We start from the raw sequence: 21,055 nt of genomic DNA, 5'->3' as shown, positions 1-21,055 counted from the left end.
CAAATTAATACAATGATAGCAAGTCAGAGCAAGTAAAGCGTTAAAAAGTCTGGTAGTCTTCGATGAAACGTATGCCCCAGGCCATTGTCTCAACGGTTGTATTATTATAGACGCTAGTGTGATGCGAGTTAAATGTATTACAAAAGCGAGGCCACCTAGAAGGATCCAGCATGTCAGGAAGTTTGGCGTTTCGCCTTATTGTTGCAGTTTTTGCTATTAGCGTACTTAACGGATGCCAACGGGCAAAAGTAGATACCCCCGCCGATAGCTCCGCAGTTACTATCCCCTACGAAAAGTACACGCTCAGTAATGGATTAACGGTTATTCTTCACGAAGACCATTCAGATCCCCTCGTTCATGTAGATGTGACTTATCACGTAGGCTCTGCGCGTGAAGAAGTGGGTAAATCTGGTTTTGCACACTTTTTCGAGCATATGATGTTTCAAGGCTCAAAGCATGTAGCAGATGAACAGCATTTTAAAGTGATCACCGAAGCCGGTGGTAGTTTGAACGGTTCGACAAATACCGACAGAACAAATTACTACGAAACTGTGCCTGCTAACCAGCTTGAAAAAGTGTTGTGGCTTGAATCAGACCGCATGGGGTATTTGCTTGAAGCGGTAAACCAGGCTAAGTTCGAAAACCAACGTGAAACGGTTAAGAATGAGCGTGCTCAGCGAGTAGATAACCAGCCTTATGGGCTAAGACACGAGCTAAACGGCGAGGCTATGTATCCAGAAGGGCATCCTTATTCCTGGATGACCATTGGTTACGTTGAAGACTTAGACCGCGTTAATGTAAACGATCTTAAAGCCTTTTTTAAACGCTGGTATGGACCTAACAATGCCGTGTTAACCATAGGTGGTGACATAGATACTGCAAAAACCAAAGCATTAATAGCCCAATATTTTGGTGATATTCCAAAAGGACCTGAAGTTAAAGATCCTGAACCACAGCCTGTCACCCTATCTGAAACTCGCTATATGACGTTAGAAGATAAGGTTCACTTACCGTTACTACAAATTACTTTCCCAACCGTTTATGCACGTCACCCTGATGAAGCACCATTAGATGTATTATCTGACATTCTAGGTGGCGGTAAAACGTCTTTATTTTATAAAAATTTAGTGAAAGAAGGCATGGCTGTCCAAGCAGTAGTGTCACACCCGTGCCGCGAGCTGGCCTGTGAATTTCAACTAATTGCCTTGGCTAATCCAGCCAAAGTGCAGTCACTTGATGAGCTTCACAATGTAATAGAAGCTACATTAACTGAATTTGAAACCCGCGGTGTAAAAGCTGACGATTTAGCGCGAACCAAAGGTAGTATTGAAGCCTCAACAGTATTTGGCTTACAGAGTGTAGCTGGTAAAGTGACTGCGCTTGCGGCCAATGAAACTTTTTATCAAACGCCAGATTTAGTGTCTGAAGATATCGCACGATATAATTCTGTCACCGCTGAAGACGTGATGCGTGTGTATAAAAAATATATTAAAGACGCCAATAGTGTCGTGTTAAGTATTGTGCCTAAAGGTCAGCCTCAACTTCAAGCGGCAGAACCAACCTTTGAACGTCCTGTACGAACGTTACCCGAGACTGAATCAGACGAGCACGAATATACATCTTCAGCATCTAGTTTCGATAGAACTATACAGCCTAAAGCAGGCGAAGCGCCTGTGGTCACGGTTCCGGATTATTGGGAGCGTGAACTCAGCAATGGCGTAAATGTAATGGGGGTGACTATGAGTGAGACACCCACTGTCACATTAACCCTTAGCATGGATGGCGGTATGTTGCTAGACGCTAAGGGTAAAGCGGGTACAGCGTATCTCACCGCGTTAATGATGAATGAATCTACTCAAAACTACACGAATGAAGAATTAGCGAACGAACTTGCTAAGTTAGGCAGCTCAATTCGTTTTAGTGCGGCAGGTCGATACTCTCAGGTATATGTGTCTACATTAACCAAAAACGTAATGCCAACCTTGGCACTACTTAAAGAGAAGTTCTTCAACCCTGCTTTTGCACAAAATGATTTTATTCGAATGAAAGAGCGGGTGCTACAAGGTTTGCAGCAGCAAGCGAAAACCCCGTCTAGTTTGGCTCGACGTGCACGAGATTTAGTATTATTTGGTGCAGATAATCGTGTAAGTCTTCCTGATGAAGGCACCATTGAAACCGTCCAGTCCATCACACTTGACGATGTGAAGCAGTTTTATAATCAGTACTATTCCCCGAGTAAAGCGAGTGTAGTCGTTGTTGGCAATATGAGTTCTGATGCGGTAGTAGATGCATTAGATTTTGTGGCGCAATGGGAAGGTGAGGCATATACCTTTGAAGATTATGATGCGTTCCCTACCTACGACAAAAACCAAGTGTTTTTGGTAGATAGCCCCAGTGCGGTTCAATCTGTTGTTTATATCGTTAAACGCAGCTTACCTTTCGATGCCACAGGCGATTACTTTAAATCTCGTTTAGTGAACTTCCCGCTAGGCGGCGGCTTTAATAGCCGGATAAATCTGAATTTGCGCGAAGATAAAGGCATTACCTATGGCGCGAATAGTGCGTTTATGGGAGGCAAAACCCTTGGCTGGTTTGAAGTTGGAACCGATCTTACTGCTGCGAACACAGCCGAAGGTATTACTGAAGTCTTTAACGAAATAAATCAGTATATCGACAAAGGGGCGACGGACGAAGAAATTCAATTTATGCGCAATGCGTTTACGTTGAGCGATGCGTTAGAGTTTGAAACCCCCAATAGTAAGGCGCGCTTTCTTCGTCAATTGCAAAGCTATGGACTTGAAAAAGGCTACAGAACAGAGCAAATTGAGATAATTAATAGCATTAGCAAAGACGAAATTAACGCACTGGCTAAGCAGTATTTATCGACAGATGCGCTGCAAGTTATCGTTGTTGGCGATAAAAATGCGATTCTTGAGCAACTGGAGTCGTTAAATATGGCGATCATCGAATTATCGGTAGATACCAATAGTAGAGAACAGATAAACTAAGTGCCTGATAGCAAGTTATCAGTAATGGTGACTTGAATTTAATACGTTGTTCCCCATTTTGTGGGGAACAACTCATCCATGGATATGAACATTGACTGTAAACTCAACGTGTTTCAACAAGCGTTTGGCTGCGCTTAAATCACCTGAATTTTTATCGGCACTCACGCAAATAAAGCGCGGTGTTGAGCGTGAAGCGTTACGAATTAAGCCAAACGGTGCTCTGTCGCAAGAGCCTCATCCCAAAGCGTTAGGTTCAGCGTTAACACACGACACGATAACCACAGACTTTTCTGAATCGTTGTTAGAGTTTATTACGCCACCTGAAAGTAGCGCTGTTAAAACTATTACGCAGTTACAAGATGTTCATAAGTACACCATTGATAATATTGGCGATGAGCAAATTTGGCCGCTTAGCATGCCGTGTTTTATCGAAGATGAAGCGCATATCCCTATTGCTTATTTTGGCGAGTCAAATATTGGCAAAATGAAGCGTGTATATCGAATTGGGTTAAAAAACCGCTACGGCAGTATGATGCAGGCGATTGCTGGTGTGCATTTTAACTTTTCTTTCTCTGATGATTTCTGGAAGCAATGGGCTGAGCTTAATGGTACTGAACATAGCCAAGATCAGACGTCAGCCGACTACTTTTCTTTAATTAGAAATTACCGTCGTTACTGCTGGATAATTCCTTATCTATATGGCGCTTCGCCTGCGTTGTGTAGCTCGTTTTTAAAAGGAAAAGAACACGCATTGCCGTTTGAAAAAGTCGGTAAGGGCACGTATTACATGCCGTATGCTACCTCTCTAAGAATGAGTGACTTGGGATATACCAGTGCTGAGCAGTCATCGCTTAAAATCTGCTATAACCAGTTAGATAATTATGTTCGCTTACTTCGTGGCGCTATGGATACGCCGTCCAATCGTTTTAGTAGCTTTGCTGCTGGCGACGGTGGTAACTATCAGCAGCTCAGCCGTAATATTTTACAGATTGAGAACGAGCTGTATTCGCCGATACGCCCCAAGCAACCTACGCAATCGATGGAAAAGCCTACCGATGCCCTGGTAAAACGTGGCATCAGCTACATTGAAGTGCGTGCGTTAGATGTAAATCCCTTTTCGCCAATTGGTATTAGCCAAACCCAATTTGATTTTCTTGATGTGTTCTTGTTGACCTGTTTATTGAAGCCTAGTGCGGAGTTAGACGAAGCGCAGTTAAATGAAGCTAAAGACAACATGAATAGAGTGGTATTAGAAGGGCGAAAACCTAATTTGGCGCTTATTCGCGATAAAGAGGAAACAACATTAACGGCGTGGGCTTCATCATTGTTTGACGAGTTTGAGCAAGTGGCAGAGATACTCGACTTGGCAAATGACACAACACGATATAGTGACGCGGTTGCCGCAGAGTCGATGAAAGTGGCAAATCCAGCGCTAACCCCTTCAGGCGTGCTTTTAGAGGAATTGCTTAAACATGACAAAGATAATGGTGTTTACGGCCTAGAGTTAGCTGCACGTTATCAAGAGCAGATGAAAGGGTTCGCTTATCAGCAAACTACGGAAGCTATGTTTACAGAGGCTGCTGAGACGTCGTTAGCTGCGCAAGCGGATGTGGAAGCTGCAGATACCAAAGACTTCGATAGCTTTATTCGTGATTATTTCAACGAACCGTTAGCAAAAAAAAACGCCTGATAGAAATCAGGCGTTGAAGGTTCCAGGGAAACACACATTTTACTAGAACATAAGTTAAGACAAGCTATGCATCAAAAGTTCAAACCGTTGTGCATTTTTTTATCAAGTTTGGTCGTGCTTTTTCCGCTGTTTATCGCTGGATGCGCTACAACACCACCGAAAGACAGCAGTAATTTGTGCGAAATCTTCTTTGAGAAAGATGATTGGTACGATGCAGCAGCCGACGCGCGTGATAAATGGGGTGTGCCAATTCATGTGCCTATGGCGATGATGTATCAAGAAAGCTCCTTTCGCCACGATGCCTTGCCTCCCCGTGATTACGTATTTTTCGGCTTAGTCCCTTGGGGCAGAGTAAGCTCCGCTTATGGCTATTCGCAAGCTAAGACACCCACATGGGCTGACTATATGCGGGAAACCGACAACAGCGGCGCTGACCGCGACGATTTCGAAGATGCTATCGACTTCATGGGCTGGTTTATCTATAAGTCTCAAAAGGTGAATGGTATTTCGAAGTGGGATGCTTACGCCCAATACTTGAATTACCATGAAGGCTGGGGTGGCTATAAACGTAGAAGTTACGACCGCAAACCTTGGCTGAAGAAGGTTGCATCTAAAGTAAAAGCACGATCATTACGCTACGCAACCCAGCTTAAAACCTGCGAAGAAGAGCTAAGCAAAGGCTGGTTCATGAAGTTGTTTAGCTAGACATGCGGACACCCATTTTCAACATAGACACCCACTTAATAAATTTGGACACTCACAGATTTCCAAATTTTGGGCATTAATGGGTGTCCAAGTTTTTTGGTTTACTAGGCGAGAAAGGGGTGAGAAGAAACCCACATAAGGCGAAACTTAATCAATTAACCCGAAGCAGGTAGAAAAACTATCCCAAGGTTCGGTTTTTCTTTCTTGCGTATTAATCCACTATAAGCATCAAATATCCACACCAAAATTTAAGCATGCCGCGTCCTCGTAAGTCACTAATATGTTTAGAAGACACTCCTTACTATCATTGCGTTTCTCGTTGTGTGCGAAGAGCATTTCTATGCGGTAAAGACAAGTTTAGCGGAAGAAGCTACGAGCACAGAAGGCAATGGGTTGAGAATCGGCTGCTTAAGCTCGCAAGTGTTTTTGCAATCGATGTTTGCGCTTATGCAGTAATGAGCAACCATACCCATACTGTATTGCGTGTTGATAAGGGGCATGCGCTTGCAATGAGCCCTGAGGAAGTTCTGAGTCGGTGGCATACTCTTCACAATGGAACTTTGCTCACTCGTCAATTTATGAATAAAGAACAGAGGCCTGGCCTCTCTGAAGCGCAAGTGAAAACGGTACTATCTTGTGTGGAGATGTATAGAAAGCGTTTATACGATATCAGTTGGTTCATGCGGCTTCTTAATGAGTTTATTGCGAGAAAAGCAAACAAGGAGGATGAATGCACAGGGCGCTTTTGGGAAGGGAGGTTTAAGTCTCAGGCTTTACTAGATGAATCAGCGTTATTGGCCTGTATGGCCTATGTTGACTTAAACCCCATTAGAGCTAGTAATGCGAATACGCCTGAAAAGTCCATGTATACCAGTGTGAAGCGTCGTATAGCAAAGGCGAAAAAGAATAAACAACCCCAAGAGTTACTTCCATTTATTGGTGATTCACAAGATAGTAAGGTAAAAGGCTTACCTTTTCGGTTAGATGATTATTTGCAGTTAGTCGATCAAACCGGTAGACAGCTAAGAAGTAACATCAAAGGAGCGATCCCGCGAAATTGCGAGCCTATTTTATCCCGTACTGGTTTAACACAAACAGATTGGTCAGCCGTTGTAAGCTCTATTGAGAGTAACTTCTCCAGTAAGATAAGCTTGGCACTGGTAAAACGAAAAACTGGATTGAGCCCTCAATTAGCCTGCTGAACTTGAATTCGCTATCCCAACTTATGTAATTCAAATCAATAAGTACTGAGGGAGTTAATGCCTGTTTTTTAGTAACCTCAGTAATTCTTCTGATATTAAACGCCACATTTAACCAACCCGTCCGCACAGTATAACCGGACAGAAAAAAGTGTCCGTTCGGACACTTTAATAACCGTTTATCTAATAAAGTCATTATTAATCATTCAGTTAACTTTTGGCGCGTTATTCGTAGTACTAGTTTACACTCCTAACAGAAACTAGATGAATATGTTGCTTTTTCACTTTATCAGCCTACCTATTGTTATTTTTATTATTGTAGTGTTGCTCGCTAATTTTGAGTCAGTAAGTCATGAGGATGTCTTATGATTCAGGATACTAGTAGTCAGGATACCGTTGTTGTAACGCAGCCGTCGCGAAAAAAATGGGTGGGTGTCTTAGCTATACTCTTAATAGTGGGTGTCTTCGGATATTTTTTTCTTTTTTCTAGCTCAACCGCCGGTCTATCTAGCAGTCGTGATTCGCTAAAATTCAGTGTAGTAACAAAAGGCGAACTGATTAGGGATATCGTCACCACTGGCAGAATAATCGCTTCAAATGCCCCGCAATTGTATAGCCCTGAGCAGGGCTATGTACTTTTAAAAGTAAAGCCCGGAGACTCGGTAGAAAAAGGGGATATTGTAGCAATAGTCGATTCTCCCGAACTGCAGAATACTATGAAGCAAGAGCAATCCGCGCTAGCAAGCTTGAAAAGTGATCTTGCTAGGCAAGAGCTTGATGTACGTAGACAGGCACTGTTATTAAACAAACAAGCTGATATTGCTAACGTAGAATTGGTTGCCGCCCAGCGAGAAGAAAAAAGAGCAAAATTGTCAATTAAAGATCACCTCATAAGCCAGATAGATTTAGAAGAGGCGCTAGATAATTTAGCCAAAGCACAAGTGACTTATAAGCACGCCATTAGTGAAATTGAACTAGCAACAGACACGTTAGCCTTTGAGCTTAAGACCACGAAAGAGAAGGTCGCCAGGCAAGCTCTAGTTGTTGATGACCTTACCCGCCAACTTGCCGATTTAACTATTAAAGCCAGCGTGTCTGGTGTCGTGGGGAATGTACTGATTCAGCCGAATGCGCTTGTGGCCAAAAATGAGCCATTAATGAAATTGGTAGATTTAACGGCTTATGAAGCTGAGCTAAATGTTGCTGAAAGCTACGCAAATGAGTTGGGGTTAGGGATGAGTGTTGAATTAAAAGTGGGTGTCCAAAAAGTGATTGGCACACTGGCTTCAATATCCCCAGAAGTTGTCGATAGGCAAGTTATTGCAAGGGTACGCTTCCCTGAAAACAGCGTGCAATCAATTCGTCAAAATCAGCAGGTGTCAGCACGAATATTGTTAGAGAACAAAAGTGATGTACTCAAGGTAGAACGTGGGAGTTTTCTTCAAGCAGGAGGCGCAACGGCCTATTTAGTTACCGGTGATCTGGCCGAGCGAATAGACATTCAGATTGGCGCAACTAGCATCCGAGAAGTCGAAATTCTCAGCGGCCTGGAAGAGGGTGATCAAATAATAGTTTCAAATTACGAACAGTTTAATCAAGCGTCTACAGTACTTCTGCGCTAATAAAAAGGATAAATAGCAATGTTAACCATGAACAACGTAAGCAAAATATATCAGACGAACAGTGTACAAACTCATGCGCTAAGAGATTTTTCGCTAACCGTAAATGAAGGCGAGTTTATTGCGGTAACAGGGCCTTCTGGCTCTGGGAAAACAACATTTTTAAACATTGCTGGTTTGCTGGAACCGTTCACATCAGGCCAATATACCTTAGATGGCGTGGATATCGGTGGATTGTCAGATAATCAAACTGCCGACTTAAGAAACCAAAAAATTGGTTATATATTTCAGGGTTTCAATCTAATACCTGATTTGAATTTATATGAAAATGTCGAAGTGCCCCTGCGTTATCGGGGCATTGCCGCAAAAGAGCGTAAAGTAAGAATTGAACAATGTTTAGAGCAAGTTGGTTTGGCCAGCCGAGCTAAACATTTACCGCAACAGTTGTCTGGCGGGCAACAGCAACGTGTTGCAATCGCACGAGCTCTTGCGGGCAAGCCTCGTTTCTTACTTGCCGATGAACCTACGGGAAATCTGGACAGCCTGATGGCCCGCCAAGTTATGGAGCTACTTGAAGAGATAAACAAAAATGGCGCCACGATTGTAATGGTAACCCATGATGCCGAATTAGCGCGCCGAGCGCCTCGGAATATTCAAGTCGTAGATGGGCAGTTAGCCGACTTTACCTTATATCAGGGTAAGCCGTCTTTAGCAGCCACCCTCGACAATAAAACCGTTGTTGCGTCAGGAGTGTAATATGTTTCTCCACTATATTGATTTAAGTTGGCGAAGCATAAAACGCACGCCCGTCATTAGCTTTTTAATGGTGTTTGCCATTGCCATTGGTATAGGGCTTACTATGACCAGTCTGTCAGTTTATCACATGATGTCGATGGACCCCATTCCCCACAAAAGCAGCGCGATTTATTATCCTCAGCTAAATATTATGGACGATGGTCGTGAGTGGCATTCATCTGACAACCTGCCGTATCAACTTACTTATCAAGATGCCGTTAATCTGTACAACGCAGACATTTCAGTCCCCAAGTCACCTAGTTTTAGAAGTGGCTTCTCTGTACACCTAAATTCGCCCGACGTTAAACCTACCATGGAGCCCGCGCGAATGGTGAATAGAGAGTTCTTTTCTATCTTCGACCGACCTTTTATTTATGGCGCACCTTGGTCTTTACACTCACAAGACACCCATGAATATGTAGTGGTGATATCAGAAAAAATTAATAACCGTTTATTTGCAGGTAAAGACTCGGTTGGCCAACATATTTACCTTGATAATAACAGTTACCGAATTGTGGGTGTCTCAGCCAATTGGGACCACCATGTGAAGTATTATGACGTGAACAACGGTGCGTTTAACTCCTCTGAACAGCTCTATATTCCTTTCGCTATTGGCGCGCTGGAAGAAATTACCACCTGGGGAAACTTAAACGGGTGGAAGCATGAGGGAATTAAGAACTATCAAGATTTAATGCATTCAGAACATGTGTGGATTCAATTTTGGGTACAGTTGAATACGGAAGCAGAGAAGCAACAATTCGCCAATTTTCTTATGACTTACATGGAAGATCAAAGAGAAAAAGGCCGCTTCAACCGAGAAACGTTGGAATACAAGCTTCGAAACGTGACGGAATGGCTGGAGTACAACTCAGTGGTATCTGAAGACAATCGTATTCTGGTGGGGTTGAGTTTTATGTTTCTATTAGTGTGTGTGTCCAACATTTTAGGGTTGCTGCTGGCGAAGTTTTTAAAGCGGGCGCCAGAGGTGGGTGTCCGGAGGGCACTCGGTGCCAGTAAACGTCATATATTTGCCCAGCATATTGTCGAAGTGTCGGTGATTGGGCTAGCCGGTGGCTTGTTAGGAATTGTGATTGCGCAAATTGGGTTATGGGGAATTCGGGTGACCAACAGCTATTATGATGCCCTAGCAACTATGGATGTCTCAATGTTACTCGCTGCGCCAATTATCGCCCTTGTGGCCAGTTTCTTGGCTGGATTGTACCCAGCTTGGTTGGTGTGCAGAACACAACCCGCTATCTACTTAAAAAGCCAATAAGGAGCAGGCTATGTTAGACATTAAACCTATCTTCAATGCAATACGCCGTTCCAAAATTGGCGCCGTGCTTCTGTTACTTCAAATAGCGCTTACCATGGCGATTGTTAGCAATGCTGCATTTATGATTAATGATCATGTTTCGTATCTTCGCGAAGATACAGGGTTCCCAGAAAAGGAAATTTTTAGCTTGTCGGTTATGACATTCGGGACAGACCGCTCCCTCAGCCAACAAGCAGAACTCGATGAAACAATGATTCGAAGCCTCCCTGGCGTAATTGACGCAAGTTTAGTTCAAGCAGTGCCTTTGTCAGGCGGTGGTTCTACATCATCAGTGAGGTTGAAGCCATCTCCAGAGAAATCTAAATCCATCAGCGTGCCTTATTATTATATGGACGAACATGGTTTAAATACCTTCGGTATAAAACTTTTAAAAGGGCGAAACTTTAGGCCAGAAGAGGTTATTGTTGGTAATGACTTCACCGGTAACGGCCCCAACACAATTATTGTCTCTCAAGCCTTTGCCGAAGCATTATTTTCCGATGGTGGGGCGCTGGGAGAAACGGTTTATCTTAAAAATAGACCCCTTGAAATTATCGGAATAGTGGGAACAATGAAAAGCCCTTGGCCTAATGGTATGCGAGATAAAACCACGGCTATTGTGCCGTTTATGGATGTCCAAAATTATCAACATATCCTAGTTCGTACAGATAAAACTGAACGAGCTAACATCATGGCGAACATTGAACAGAATATGTTGGACGTTTACGATAAGCGGGTCATTATTAATGTGGATGGGCTAGATAAAACCAAAGAAAACTATGACGCCACCGATGTGCTCATGATGCGTATGTTGATTGTACTTGTTGTTATTCTTCTACTGGTGACTGCACTTGGCATATTCGGGCTTACGCAATTCAACATTAGCAAACGCACAAAACAAATTGGTACCCGGCGAGCGTTAGGGGCAAGAAAGTCTGCTATCGTAAGGTATTTTTTAGTTGAAAATACCATGGTCTGTATAGCGGGTTTAGTGATAGGGGGATTAGTGGCAGTGGTTTTAGGTGATGTAATGATGAAATCCTACTCTATTTCATCATTAGAACCGGAATTCATTTTGGGTACTGCCGTGTTCATTTTTGTAATGAGCCTACTGGCCGTTATTGTTCCCGCCATGCGAGCCGCTAATATTTCACCCAGTATTGCTACTCGCAGTATATAAGTCGTATTTAAGAAGTGTAGACATGACCAAAGTCTTAATTGTTGATGACAACGCCGCTGTATTAGAGGCGTTATCACTATTGCTAGAAATTCATGGTTACGAAGTGGTGACAGCCACAACGCCAAAAGCGGCGCTGCAGATAGTCAATTACCAAGCTATCGGGCTAGTGTTGCAAGATATGAACTTCAGTGCAGACACAACCTCAGGCGAGGAAGGGCGCGAGCTCTTCTTCGCGCTGCGTCAGTTAAATCCGCTATTACCCATTATTCTCATCACGGCGTGGACAGAGCTAGAACAAGCGGTAGAGTTGGTAAAAGCAGGCGCAGCTGACTACATTCCAAAGCCGTGGGATGATAGTAAGCTTATTACCACCATTAAAAACCTCGTGGCGCTAGGGCAAGCCGCCAGCCAAAATAGAGTGTTGAAGCAACAAGCGGCAAATTTTGACAATACCCGCCAAGCAGCCGTAAGTATTGGGTTGGTGTACGAAAGCGCAGCCATGCAGCGGGTAGTAGATATGTCGGTGCAGGTGGCTAAATCTGATGTACCGGTACTCATCACTGGGCCTAATGGAAGCGGAAAGGAAAAGATTGCAGAACTCATTCAATCTCAATCACCCCTTAATCAGTCAGCATTTGTGAAGGTAAACGCGGGCGCCCTTCCTCAAGAGCTTATTGAAGCAGAGCTCTTTGGCGCAGAAACCGGCGCGTTTACCAGCGCTAACAAAACGCGAATTGTCCGTTTTGAAGCCGCCCACCAAGGAACCTTGTTTTTAGATGAAATCGGCAATTTGCCGCTGTCAGGCCAGGTCAAATTATTGCGCGTATTGCAAACGGGTGAATTTGAAAAGCTAGGGTCGGTGAAAACACAAAAAACAGACGTAAGGATAATATCGGCCACCAATTCTGATTTAACTCGCGACATCGCAAACGGCGCATTTCGCGAGGATTTGTTTTATCGCCTCAATGTCATCGAAATTAATGTGCCGCCCCTTAATGAGCGAGGAGATGATGTGTTGGCCTTAGCAAAGCATTTTTTACCAGGTCGAGATATTAGCCTCACTGGGCAGCAGGCGCTACAAGCCTATGCGTGGCCAGGAAATGTGCGTGAGCTTGAAAATGTATGTCGACGAGTCAGTATATTACATCCAGATGGTACGCTGGATGCTGATGACTTCGGTTTACCCTCTATTAGTGGTGAGGTGAATACAGAGCGAAAAGGCGGAAAAGAGCCCAGCAAATCAGAGATTGAGGCGGCGCTTACAGAATTTAACGGCACTATATCTAAAGTGGCAAGGTACTTAGGGTTATCAAGACAAGCGCTTTACCGCCGGCTAGATAAATATGGAATTGATTATAAATCGTGAGGTTAATTAAAAATAAGCTTCGGGTCGCTGCGCTTTGTGCCACAGCAATAGGTATGGCGCCTATGTTGTATGTAAGCGACCTGTCGGTTGTTCAAAAAGCTTTGCTTGTCCTTGTGTCTTTATGCTTATGTGCACTTGCAGTCAAAGTCTGTACAGCGCCAATAAACAAACAATTAGAGGCGCTTAAAATAGGTTTGCTCAATTTTAAAGACGGTGAGTTTTCGTCAACACTGGCTTGTAAAACAAGCGACGAGTTTAAAACCTTATTCCAGCTTTATAACGATACCGCAGAAACCCTTCGCCGAGAAAAGCAGTGGTTGTATCAACGAGAGCTAATGCTAGATAAAGTGCTGCATAGTTCACCTGACGTTTTATTATTAGTGAACGATCAGAAGCATGTGGTGCTAAGTAACCGCCAAGCCTGCGAGTTCTTCCATCCAACGACTAGGATGGAGGATACTGGCTCTGAGGAAAATGGCGCTGGTGCAAATAAGTTGGGCGCCAGTAGGTTGGGTGCTAGCAGTTCGGGTACCAGAAGCTTGGAAGGTTACACCCTCGGCACTTTACTTAACAATAAACCAGACACGCTAAAAGATGTTTTGCTAGAAAATCGAGAAGGGCTATTCACTTTGCCTCAGGGGGCTAGCGGCATTCAAACATGGCATATGTCTACAGGAACGTTTTTATTAAATAACCAAACTCACCGACTGTATATTCTTAAGCAAATGACGCGAGAGCTTAACCGACAAGAAGTATCGGTGTGGAAAAAGGTAATAAGAGTAATTAGTCACGAGCTCAATAATTCCTTGGGGCCTATTTCTAGCCTATTACATAGCGGCCAAATTGTAGGCCAACAAAATGGTGATGCCCGTCTGGTGCGTGTGTTCCATACTATTGAAGAACGTATCGCCCATTTAAACCAATTTGTTCAAGGGTATGGAAGATTTGCAAAATTGCCTCCACCAGTTTTAGCAACAATTGATTGGGATAAAATAACGGCGCAACTCAGCAATCAATGTGACTTTAAGTTAACCATGCAAGAGGCTGTTGAGGTGAAAGCCGATGCAGTCCAATTAGAGCAGCTATTAATTAACTTACTTAAAAATGCCCATGAGTCGGGAGGCGACCCACAGGATGTGGAGCTCGTCATTAAACAAACGGCTTCTCAAGTTATTATTGAAGTACTCGATAGCGGAAAAGGCATGACGGATAGCGTGATGACGAATGCGCTGGTTCCTTTTTATTCCACTAAAGCTAATGGGAGTGGATTAGGGTTAGCGCTATGCCGAGAAATAACGGATGCGCATAATGGCCACTTAGTAATTCAAAACCGAAAAGATAAGGGATTATGTGTGCGTTTTATTATTGATAAAACGACAAAGTAGCAGGCAAAAAAATAGGGGAACAGACGGGCGTCTGCTCCCCTTACGACGCTAAGCCAAGACCGTTTTTAACCTACGTCGAACAGGCATGTACAATGTATTGCAAATGAGAATGATTTGCAATGGCATTATGGGTTATTTTTAATTTTTTTATACATTGATCTCGATCAACTTCTCTACATCCCTCCTATTTACCGTATTTCAGACTTGATCCAGATCACAAACCTTCGCCAAGAAATCGCTATCATTACCTTATTAACCCTGTGAGGAGAAACACTATGTTACTAAGTATGATTTCAGATCCCGTTGTATGGGGCTCGCTTTTAGGTATTAGTATTATTATTGGAATGGGCGTGTTTTATACCTACCTATTTATGCACAACAGCGCAGAACTTGATAAGTAAAAATTGTTTTGCCTGTAAGTCGCGGCGTTTGACATGAATTAGGTAAATGATAGGTCAAAAACTCAGTAACGATAACTACGTTCACTATCGCTTATATTCTGGCGTGGGCACATCTAGCAACACAAGCAATGCCGCTTGTCCGCCGTATTCAAGTGGTGCTTGATGGAAAGCATTCACGTGTGGATGCTGTATTAAGTAGTGGGGGAGTGCATTTTTTAAAACGCCCTGTCCAAACCCGTGCATAATAGAAACACAATCTACCGACTCTTTTCGGGCGGTATAAATTAATGAGGCTATTTCTGTTTTTGCCATTTCTCGGGTCATACCGTGCAAATCCAGCAGAAACTCAGGGGAATAGTCTCCTCGTCTAAGCTGTTTTAGTACATGTGTTGGCACGCCTTCTCGGCAATACCGCATGGGGCCTTCTTGCGGAAGTACGGCTTGGTACATATCGGAAAAACTAAAACTCGCCGCTACTTGCTTACTGCCTTTTAGGTCTTTAACCCCTGCTAATTGCTTTTTCTTTTCAAGGGCGACTTTCTTATTCGGAACAATCTTGTCCTGCTCCATGGGCTTTACACCTTGCACAGCATCAGCAAATGAGAAGGTATCTTCAATCACTTTTAGCTTCTCAATGCCTTTTTTCATGGCTTTTAGTTCTTTTTTAAATGCTTTCATTATGAACCGATATGCAAATTAACGTGGGCGCAGGCGTTATCTTTGGGTATGATACCAGCTTTCATATTCCTGATGTACCCAAGCTCTTATGACCGACAAGTTTTACTTAGAAGAAGCCATCGAAGATTTACACAGCATACTTGATATGATTCGGTGGGCTACCAGTCGATTTAACGACGCCGCCCTCTATTTTGGTCATGGTACCGATAACGCTTGGGATGAAGCATTAAGCCTTACCATGCAAGCGCTACACTTGCCGCATTCGTTATCTGAGCATGTTGGCGACAGCATGTTGTCATCAAGACTCACAAAAAGTGAGCGCGAAAAAATTGCTGAGCTTGTTTTAAAACGAGTTCAAACCCGTATGCCTCTGCCTTACATTACCAACGAAGCTTGGTTTTGCGGCATGCCATTTTACGTTGATGAGCGCGTGCTTATCCCTCGCTCTCCGTTTGCAGAACTGATTCAAAATAATTTTGAGCCCTTCGTTAAAGAAGCACCGTCGCATATTTTAGATATGTGCACAGGGGGTGGTTGTATTGCTATTGCGCTTGCGCATGCGTACCCCGACTCACAGGTTGATGCGGTAGATATAAGCGAAGATGCCCTTGAAGTGGCCGATATTAATATTCAAGAGCATCAATTAAGTCACCGTGTTTACCCTATTCATTCTGATTTATTTACTAATTTAACCGGGCAGAAGTACGATTTAATCGTATCAAACCCACCTTATGTTGATGCTGAAGACATGGCCGACTTACCTGATGAATATCATCACGAGCCCGAGCTTGCATTAGCAGCCGGAGACGACGGGTTAGAACTTGTGGATATTATGCTGCGTGAAGCACCACAATACCTAACCGATAACGGCTGGTTGTTCATTGAAGTGGGTAACAGCGAAGTGCACATGGACACTCGTTTCCCAGGCCTTGAAGTCATTTGGCTTAGCTTTGAAAATGGCGGGCAGGGGATATTTGCCGTGAACAGCTCAACATTAAAAAACTATTTTAACAGCAAGGATTAATTCTCGATTATGTCAGGCAACAGCTTTGGAAAACTCTTCACCGTTACCACATTTGGAGAAAGCCACGGTATCGCCATTGGCGGTGTTGTTGATGGTTGCCCTCCTGGCCTCACGTTAAGTGAAGCTGATTTACAGGGCGATTTAGACAGACGTAAGCCTGGTACATCCCGTTATACCACCGCCCGTCGTGAAGATGATGAAGTGCAAATTTTGTCTGGCGTGTTTGAAGGAAAAACGACGGGTACCAGTATTGGTTTGTTGATTAAAAACAAAGATCAACGAAGCCAAGACTACTCAAATATTGCCGACCGTTTTCGCCCAGGCCATGCCGATTATACCTACGATCAAAAGTATGGTTCACGTGATTATCGTGGTGGTGGTCGCTCGTCTGCCCGTGAAACTGCGGTACGTGTTGCTGCGGGTGGTATTGCCAAAAAGTATTTAAAAGAAGTGCATGGCGTTGAAGTACATGGCTACCTTTCTCAATTAGGGCCTATTAGCGTTGAAAACGTTGACCATGCGGTGACGAATACCAATCCTTTTTTCTGCCCTGATGAAAGCAAACTCGAAGCGCTAGATGAATACATGCGCGAGCTAAAGAAATCTGGCGATAGCATCGGTGCTAAAGTTTCAGTCGTGGTAAAAAACGTACCAGTGGGTTTGGGCGAGCCAGTATTCGATAGATTAGATGCCGATATTGCGCACGCTATGATGGGCATTAATGCGGTTAAAGGCGTAGAGATTGGCGACGGTTTTGAGGTTATTAACCAAAAAGGCAGTGAGCACCGAGATACGCTTTCACCTGAAGGTTTCCAATCAAACCATGCGGGTGGCGTATTAGGCGGTATTTCAACAGGACAAGATCTTGAAGTACATATGGCACTTAAACCAACATCTAGTATTTCAGTGCCAGGTAAAACCATCAACAAGCAGGGTGAAGAAATCGAAATCATCACCAAAGGTCGTCACGACCCTTGTGTCGGTATTCGTGCGGTGCCTATTGCTGAAGCGATGATGGCGATTGTATTGATGGATCACTACTTGCGTCACCGTGCGCAAAACGCTTCTGTGGTATCGACTACCGTAGCTATTGCAGGTCAGGCAGGTCAGGCAGGTAAAGCTGAATAAGCGCTAACTAAGCGATAAGAAAACAGCGCGTCAGTATAATATACCATCCAGCTTATCCCCTTCATACGCCACAGGTAACGTTACCTGTGGCGCTATCGCATACGGAGTTGTGCAGTGCCATTCGCTAAATTGCCTTTTGCTAACCATAAATCACTCATTGTTCTCGCGTTAACCTATTGGCTGTACTTTGGTCAGTTAGGTGTTTTGGTCCCTTACTTGGGAATATTTCTCGATGGTCGTGGTTTTAGCTCTGCTGAAATAGGGGAGCTTTTTGCAGTGATAACCCTTGCACGTATTTTAGGGCCAGGAATATGGGCGGGCATTGCTGATAAAAAAGGCAACGCGGTGAGTGTGTTAAGGCTGGGTAGTTTTCTTACCGTGGCAACTTTCTGTTCCGTATTCTTGTTCGAAGGATTTTGGGGGCTTACCCTTTCTTTCGGCTTAATGATGATGTTTTGGACCGCGGTACTACCTCAATTAGAGGTTATCACCATGAAGTCAGTAGAAGGCACTAAAGCCAGCTACGGGCTTATAAGGTTGTGGGGAAGCATTGGCTTTATATGCTTAACGGTAGGTGTAGGTAAAGCCTTAGATAGCTTTTCTACTGAAACGCCAGTAATAGCGAGTGTGGGCGTGTTATTGCTGTTGTTCGTGACCACGTTATTCATTCAAGCGCCTAAAGCCAGTGCCGAGAAACACACGGCCGTAGGCAGTATTTGGCAGTACGCCAAACAGCGCCCGTTTGTAGTTTTCATCTTTGCTTCTATATGCTTACAAATTAGCTTCGGAGCCTATTACGGCTTTTTCGCGTTGTATATGCGCGACCTTGGCTACAGCGGTCAGCAAACTGGTTTATTTATCGCCCTGGGCGTACTGGTTGAAGTGGGTATTTTTCTTATTGCTAGCCGTTTAACTGCACGTTTTGGCGTGTGGAATCTGTTATTCGCCAGCTTGTTATTAACCGCACTGCGTTGGTACGCATTAGCATCTGCTGCCGATAGCATGGCGGTGATATTACTCAGCCAAGTTATTCATGCACTCAGTTTCGGGTTAACCCATGCGGTGTCTGTGCACTTCATTCATCAATTTTTACCACCTGCATTTCACAGCCGAGGTCAAGCCATTTATATTAGTGTGGCATTTGGGTTCGGTGGTGCGTTCGGTAACTATATGGCAGGGCAGCAATGGGACCAAGGAGCCAACGCGTACGAAACCTTTGCCACCGCAGCGGTGTTCTCGGCGATAGGGGCGGCTTCCTTGTTTTTCTGTAAGCGTAAGCACCTTATGTAGAAGTTATTCTTATCAAAGACTATTGTTCAAAAGCGCTGCCAAAAATTAGCCTACTTACAATAACTGACTATACTGTGAGAGACGCAACACGAAAAAGGTAGGAAGAATCGATGGCATCATGGAGCGATACTCTGCGCCATAGATATAGGCTTTATTGTCAGCATTCTTCTTGTATTAAAGAGGAGTGTTAGCATGAATACACGCTCTGATATGGTGTGTTATAAAAAGTTTCCCCATGCCGCTTATAGCATTGAGATTGTGGGCTCTACACTTATTAGTGAATTAGTCGGTCAATGGTCTACTGAAATATCAAATAGCTATATTGCTGATGTTAAGCAGGAAGTATCGTCAAAATTTAATAAGCGTTGGCTGCATATCGTGTTATTGGATAAGTGGGATTTGACCACATTTGATGCCATGGACAAGTTTACCGAATACGGAATATGGTGTTACGAAAAGGGTGTTAAAGCAACGTTTTATGTATACCAAACTAACCCCGTCAAACGATACCAACTGGCTAAAATGCTACCCGAACGAGCCAAAGATTACGTCAGCTTTCACGTGCTGAGTATCGATGACGCGTTTCTCTACGCCTCTGAAAATGGTTTTCTTGATGACCCTAAGCCAAATCAAACAATTAAAACACTGAATGCCTGACATACCCCTGCCTTTGCAGCAGTAAGTCAGGCTCCTGTGTGCAACTAAGAATGTGCATATGAGTGATTGCCCCGCATATCAGAAGGTGAAAGGTACAATCATTTACTGGTTCGACACTCGGCCAGTAGGGTAGGAAGCCCGGCACTGTTTTCTTGCTCAAGTCTTACATCAAACTTCCACAATCTATGAAGATGACGCATAACCTCACCTTTGGAGTTTCCTAAGGGAATACCATGTTGAGGAACGTAGCGAAGGGTTAAAGACCGATCGCCTCTTACATCAACGTTATATACCTGAATATTAGGCTCCAAATTACTCAAATTATATTGGGCGGAGAGCTTTTCTCTAATAGTCCGATAGCCGTTCTCGTCGTGAATAGCACTGACGCTTACATAGGAATTACTCGCGTCGTCCTCTAAGGCAAATAATTTGAAATCTCGCATTAGCTTGGGTGATAAAAACTGACTAATAAAGCTTTCATCTTTAAAGTTGTGCATGGCGAAATGCACGGTTTCAAGCCAATCTTTACCAGCGATAGTTGGCAAGTATTCATAATCTTCTTTGGTGGGAGACTGACACACCCGTTTGATATCCATGAACATCGAGAACCCTAATGCATAAGGGTTGATACCAGAATAGTATGGGCTGTTGTAATCGGGCTGCATGACTACGCTGGAATGACTGTGCAAAAACTCCATCATAAAGCGGTCGCTGACTAATCCCTCGTCGTACATTTTATTTAGAATGTGGTAATGCCAAAAACAGGCCCAGCCTTCATTCATTACTTGAGTTTGTTTTTGTGGGTAGAAGTACTGAGATACCTTGCGCACAATACGTACAATTTCGCGTTGCCAGGGTTCTAACAGTGGCGCATTCTTTTCAATGAAATACAGTAAGTTCTCTTGTGGCTCGGAAGGAAAACGTAGGGTGTTTGTATCTTTACTTTTAGGGTTGTGCGGCAAGGTTCGCCACAGCTCATTAACCTGTGACTGCAAATACTGAGCACGTTCTTCTTGACGGGTTTTCTCTTCCTGAAGCGATATTTTTTGTGGCCTTTTGTATCGGTCCACACCGTAATTCATTAGGGCGTGACAAGAATCGAGAATGTTCTCAACTTCCTCTACACCGTGTTTTTGCTCACATTTAGAAATGTACTTCTTGGCAAATACCAAATAGTCGATAATGGAACTGGCATCTGTCCAGGTTTGAAAAAGGTAGTTACCTTTAAAAAAAGAGTTGTGGCCATAGCAGGCATGGGCCATCACCAACGCTTGCATGGTAATGGTATTTTCTTCCATTAAATACGCAATGCAAGGGTCGGAATTAATCACAATTTCATAGGCCAAGCCCATTTGGCCTCTGCGGTACTGTTGTTCGGTTTGAATAAACTTTTTACCAAACGACCAATGGGTATAGTTTAGCGGCATACCTATGCTGGCATAGGCATCCATCATTTGTTCGGCGGTAATAACTTCAATTTGGTTTGGGTAGGTGTCTAGCTTAAACGCTTTAGCAATACGGTCTATTTCTGTTTCATAGTCGGTCAGTAACGAAAACGTCCAATCTGGGCCATCACCTAATTTATGTTTTTGACGCGTTGCACTTACAGACATGG

17 protein-coding genes are annotated in these 21,055 nt (G+C 43.7%); 15 read left to right on the top strand and 2 right to left on the bottom strand.

Annotation, left to right across the window (positions count from 1 at the left end):
• The first annotated feature begins 170 nt into the window (after nucleotides 1–170).
• The 11 genes from C7Y69_RS04360 (at nucleotide 171) to C7Y69_RS04310 (ending at nucleotide 14,663) form a co-directional block, all read left to right on the top strand.
• On the top strand, nucleotides 171–3,008 hold the full coding sequence (locus tag C7Y69_RS04360) for a M16 family metallopeptidase (RefSeq protein WP_126871923.1): 2,838 nt from the start codon (nucleotides 171–173) through the stop codon (nucleotides 3,006–3,008).
• 91 nt (nucleotides 3,009–3,099) lie between these two features.
• Complete coding sequence (gene gshA, locus C7Y69_RS04355) at nucleotides 3,100–4,698, top strand: glutamate--cysteine ligase (protein WP_126871922.1); 1,599 nt, start codon at nucleotides 3,100–3,102, stop codon at nucleotides 4,696–4,698.
• A gap of 66 nt (nucleotides 4,699–4,764) precedes the next feature.
• Complete coding sequence (locus tag C7Y69_RS04350) at nucleotides 4,765–5,403, top strand: hypothetical protein (RefSeq protein ID WP_013784996.1); 639 nt, start codon at nucleotides 4,765–4,767, stop codon at nucleotides 5,401–5,403.
• A gap of 254 nt (nucleotides 5,404–5,657) precedes the next feature.
• Entirely contained in the window at nucleotides 5,658–6,605 is a 948-nt protein-coding gene (locus C7Y69_RS04345; RefSeq protein ID WP_041452569.1) for a transposase, read from the top strand.
• 362 nt (nucleotides 6,606–6,967) lie between these two features.
• Nucleotides 6,968–8,224 carry an efflux RND transporter periplasmic adaptor subunit gene (locus C7Y69_RS04340; protein ID WP_013784993.1) on the top strand — a complete coding sequence of 419 codons (1,257 nt, stop codon included), beginning with the start codon at nucleotides 6,968–6,970 and terminating at the stop codon, nucleotides 8,222–8,224.
• Nucleotides 8,225–8,242: 18 nt separating this feature from the next.
• Entirely contained in the window at nucleotides 8,243–8,977 is a 735-nt protein-coding gene (locus tag C7Y69_RS04335) for an ABC transporter ATP-binding protein (protein ID WP_013784992.1), read from the top strand.
• Nucleotide 8,978: 1 nt separating this feature from the next.
• Entirely contained in the window at nucleotides 8,979–10,292 is a 1,314-nt protein-coding gene (locus C7Y69_RS04330) for an ABC transporter permease (RefSeq protein ID WP_126871921.1), read from the top strand.
• A 10-nt stretch (nucleotides 10,293–10,302) separates the two neighbouring features.
• Complete coding sequence (locus tag C7Y69_RS04325) at nucleotides 10,303–11,511, top strand: ABC transporter permease (RefSeq protein ID WP_126871920.1); 1,209 nt, start codon at nucleotides 10,303–10,305, stop codon at nucleotides 11,509–11,511.
• 22 nt (nucleotides 11,512–11,533) lie between these two features.
• On the top strand, nucleotides 11,534–12,877 hold the full coding sequence (locus tag C7Y69_RS04320; RefSeq protein ID WP_126871919.1) for a sigma-54-dependent transcriptional regulator: 1,344 nt from the start codon (nucleotides 11,534–11,536) through the stop codon (nucleotides 12,875–12,877).
• Complete coding sequence (locus C7Y69_RS04315) at nucleotides 12,874–14,262, top strand: sensor histidine kinase (protein WP_013784988.1); 1,389 nt, start codon at nucleotides 12,874–12,876, stop codon at nucleotides 14,260–14,262. Before C7Y69_RS04320 ends, C7Y69_RS04315 begins: the two co-directional genes overlap by 4 nt.
• A gap of 275 nt (nucleotides 14,263–14,537) precedes the next feature.
• Nucleotides 14,538–14,663: a DUF3149 domain-containing protein gene (locus tag C7Y69_RS04310; protein ID WP_013784987.1), complete on the top strand. Its 126-nt coding sequence runs from the start codon at nucleotides 14,538–14,540 to the stop codon at nucleotides 14,661–14,663.
• 84 nt (nucleotides 14,664–14,747) lie between these two features.
• On the opposite strand, the gene smrB is transcribed toward C7Y69_RS04310, so the two are convergent.
• Nucleotides 14,748–15,341: an endonuclease SmrB gene (gene smrB, locus C7Y69_RS04305; protein WP_013784986.1), complete on the bottom strand. Its 594-nt coding sequence runs from the start codon at nucleotides 15,339–15,341 to the stop codon at nucleotides 14,748–14,750.
• A gap of 88 nt (nucleotides 15,342–15,429) precedes the next feature.
• Between smrB and prmB the strand changes: the two genes are divergently transcribed.
• The 4 genes from prmB (at nucleotide 15,430) to C7Y69_RS04285 (ending at nucleotide 19,440) form a co-directional block, all read left to right on the top strand.
• Nucleotides 15,430–16,365: a 50S ribosomal protein L3 N(5)-glutamine methyltransferase gene (gene prmB, locus C7Y69_RS04300; RefSeq protein WP_013784985.1), complete on the top strand. Its 936-nt coding sequence runs from the start codon at nucleotides 15,430–15,432 to the stop codon at nucleotides 16,363–16,365.
• 9 nt (nucleotides 16,366–16,374) lie between these two features.
• Nucleotides 16,375–17,493 (top strand): chorismate synthase, encoded by a 1,119-nt coding sequence (gene aroC, locus C7Y69_RS04295; RefSeq protein WP_013784984.1) that lies wholly within the window; start codon nucleotides 16,375–16,377, stop codon nucleotides 17,491–17,493.
• A 114-nt stretch (nucleotides 17,494–17,607) separates the two neighbouring features.
• Nucleotides 17,608–18,783, top strand: coding sequence for an MFS transporter (locus C7Y69_RS04290; protein WP_013784983.1), 1,176 nt, complete (start codon nucleotides 17,608–17,610; stop codon nucleotides 18,781–18,783).
• A gap of 192 nt (nucleotides 18,784–18,975) precedes the next feature.
• On the top strand, nucleotides 18,976–19,440 hold the full coding sequence (locus C7Y69_RS04285) for a hypothetical protein (protein ID WP_126871917.1): 465 nt from the start codon (nucleotides 18,976–18,978) through the stop codon (nucleotides 19,438–19,440).
• 98 nt (nucleotides 19,441–19,538) lie between these two features.
• On the opposite strand, the gene C7Y69_RS04280 is transcribed toward C7Y69_RS04285, so the two are convergent.
• Nucleotides 19,539–21,053, bottom strand: a complete 1,515-nt coding sequence (locus C7Y69_RS04280) for a SpoVR family protein (RefSeq protein WP_126871916.1) — start codon at nucleotides 21,051–21,053, stop codon at nucleotides 19,539–19,541.
• Between the last annotated feature and the right edge of the window lie 2 nt (nucleotides 21,054–21,055).

It is taken from the genome of Alteromonas sp. KS69, from assembly GCF_003989595.1.
Taxonomy (GTDB): Bacteria; Pseudomonadota; Gammaproteobacteria; order Enterobacterales; family Alteromonadaceae; genus Alteromonas; species Alteromonas naphthalenivorans.
This window is presented reverse-complemented; position numbering and strand designations above follow the sequence as displayed.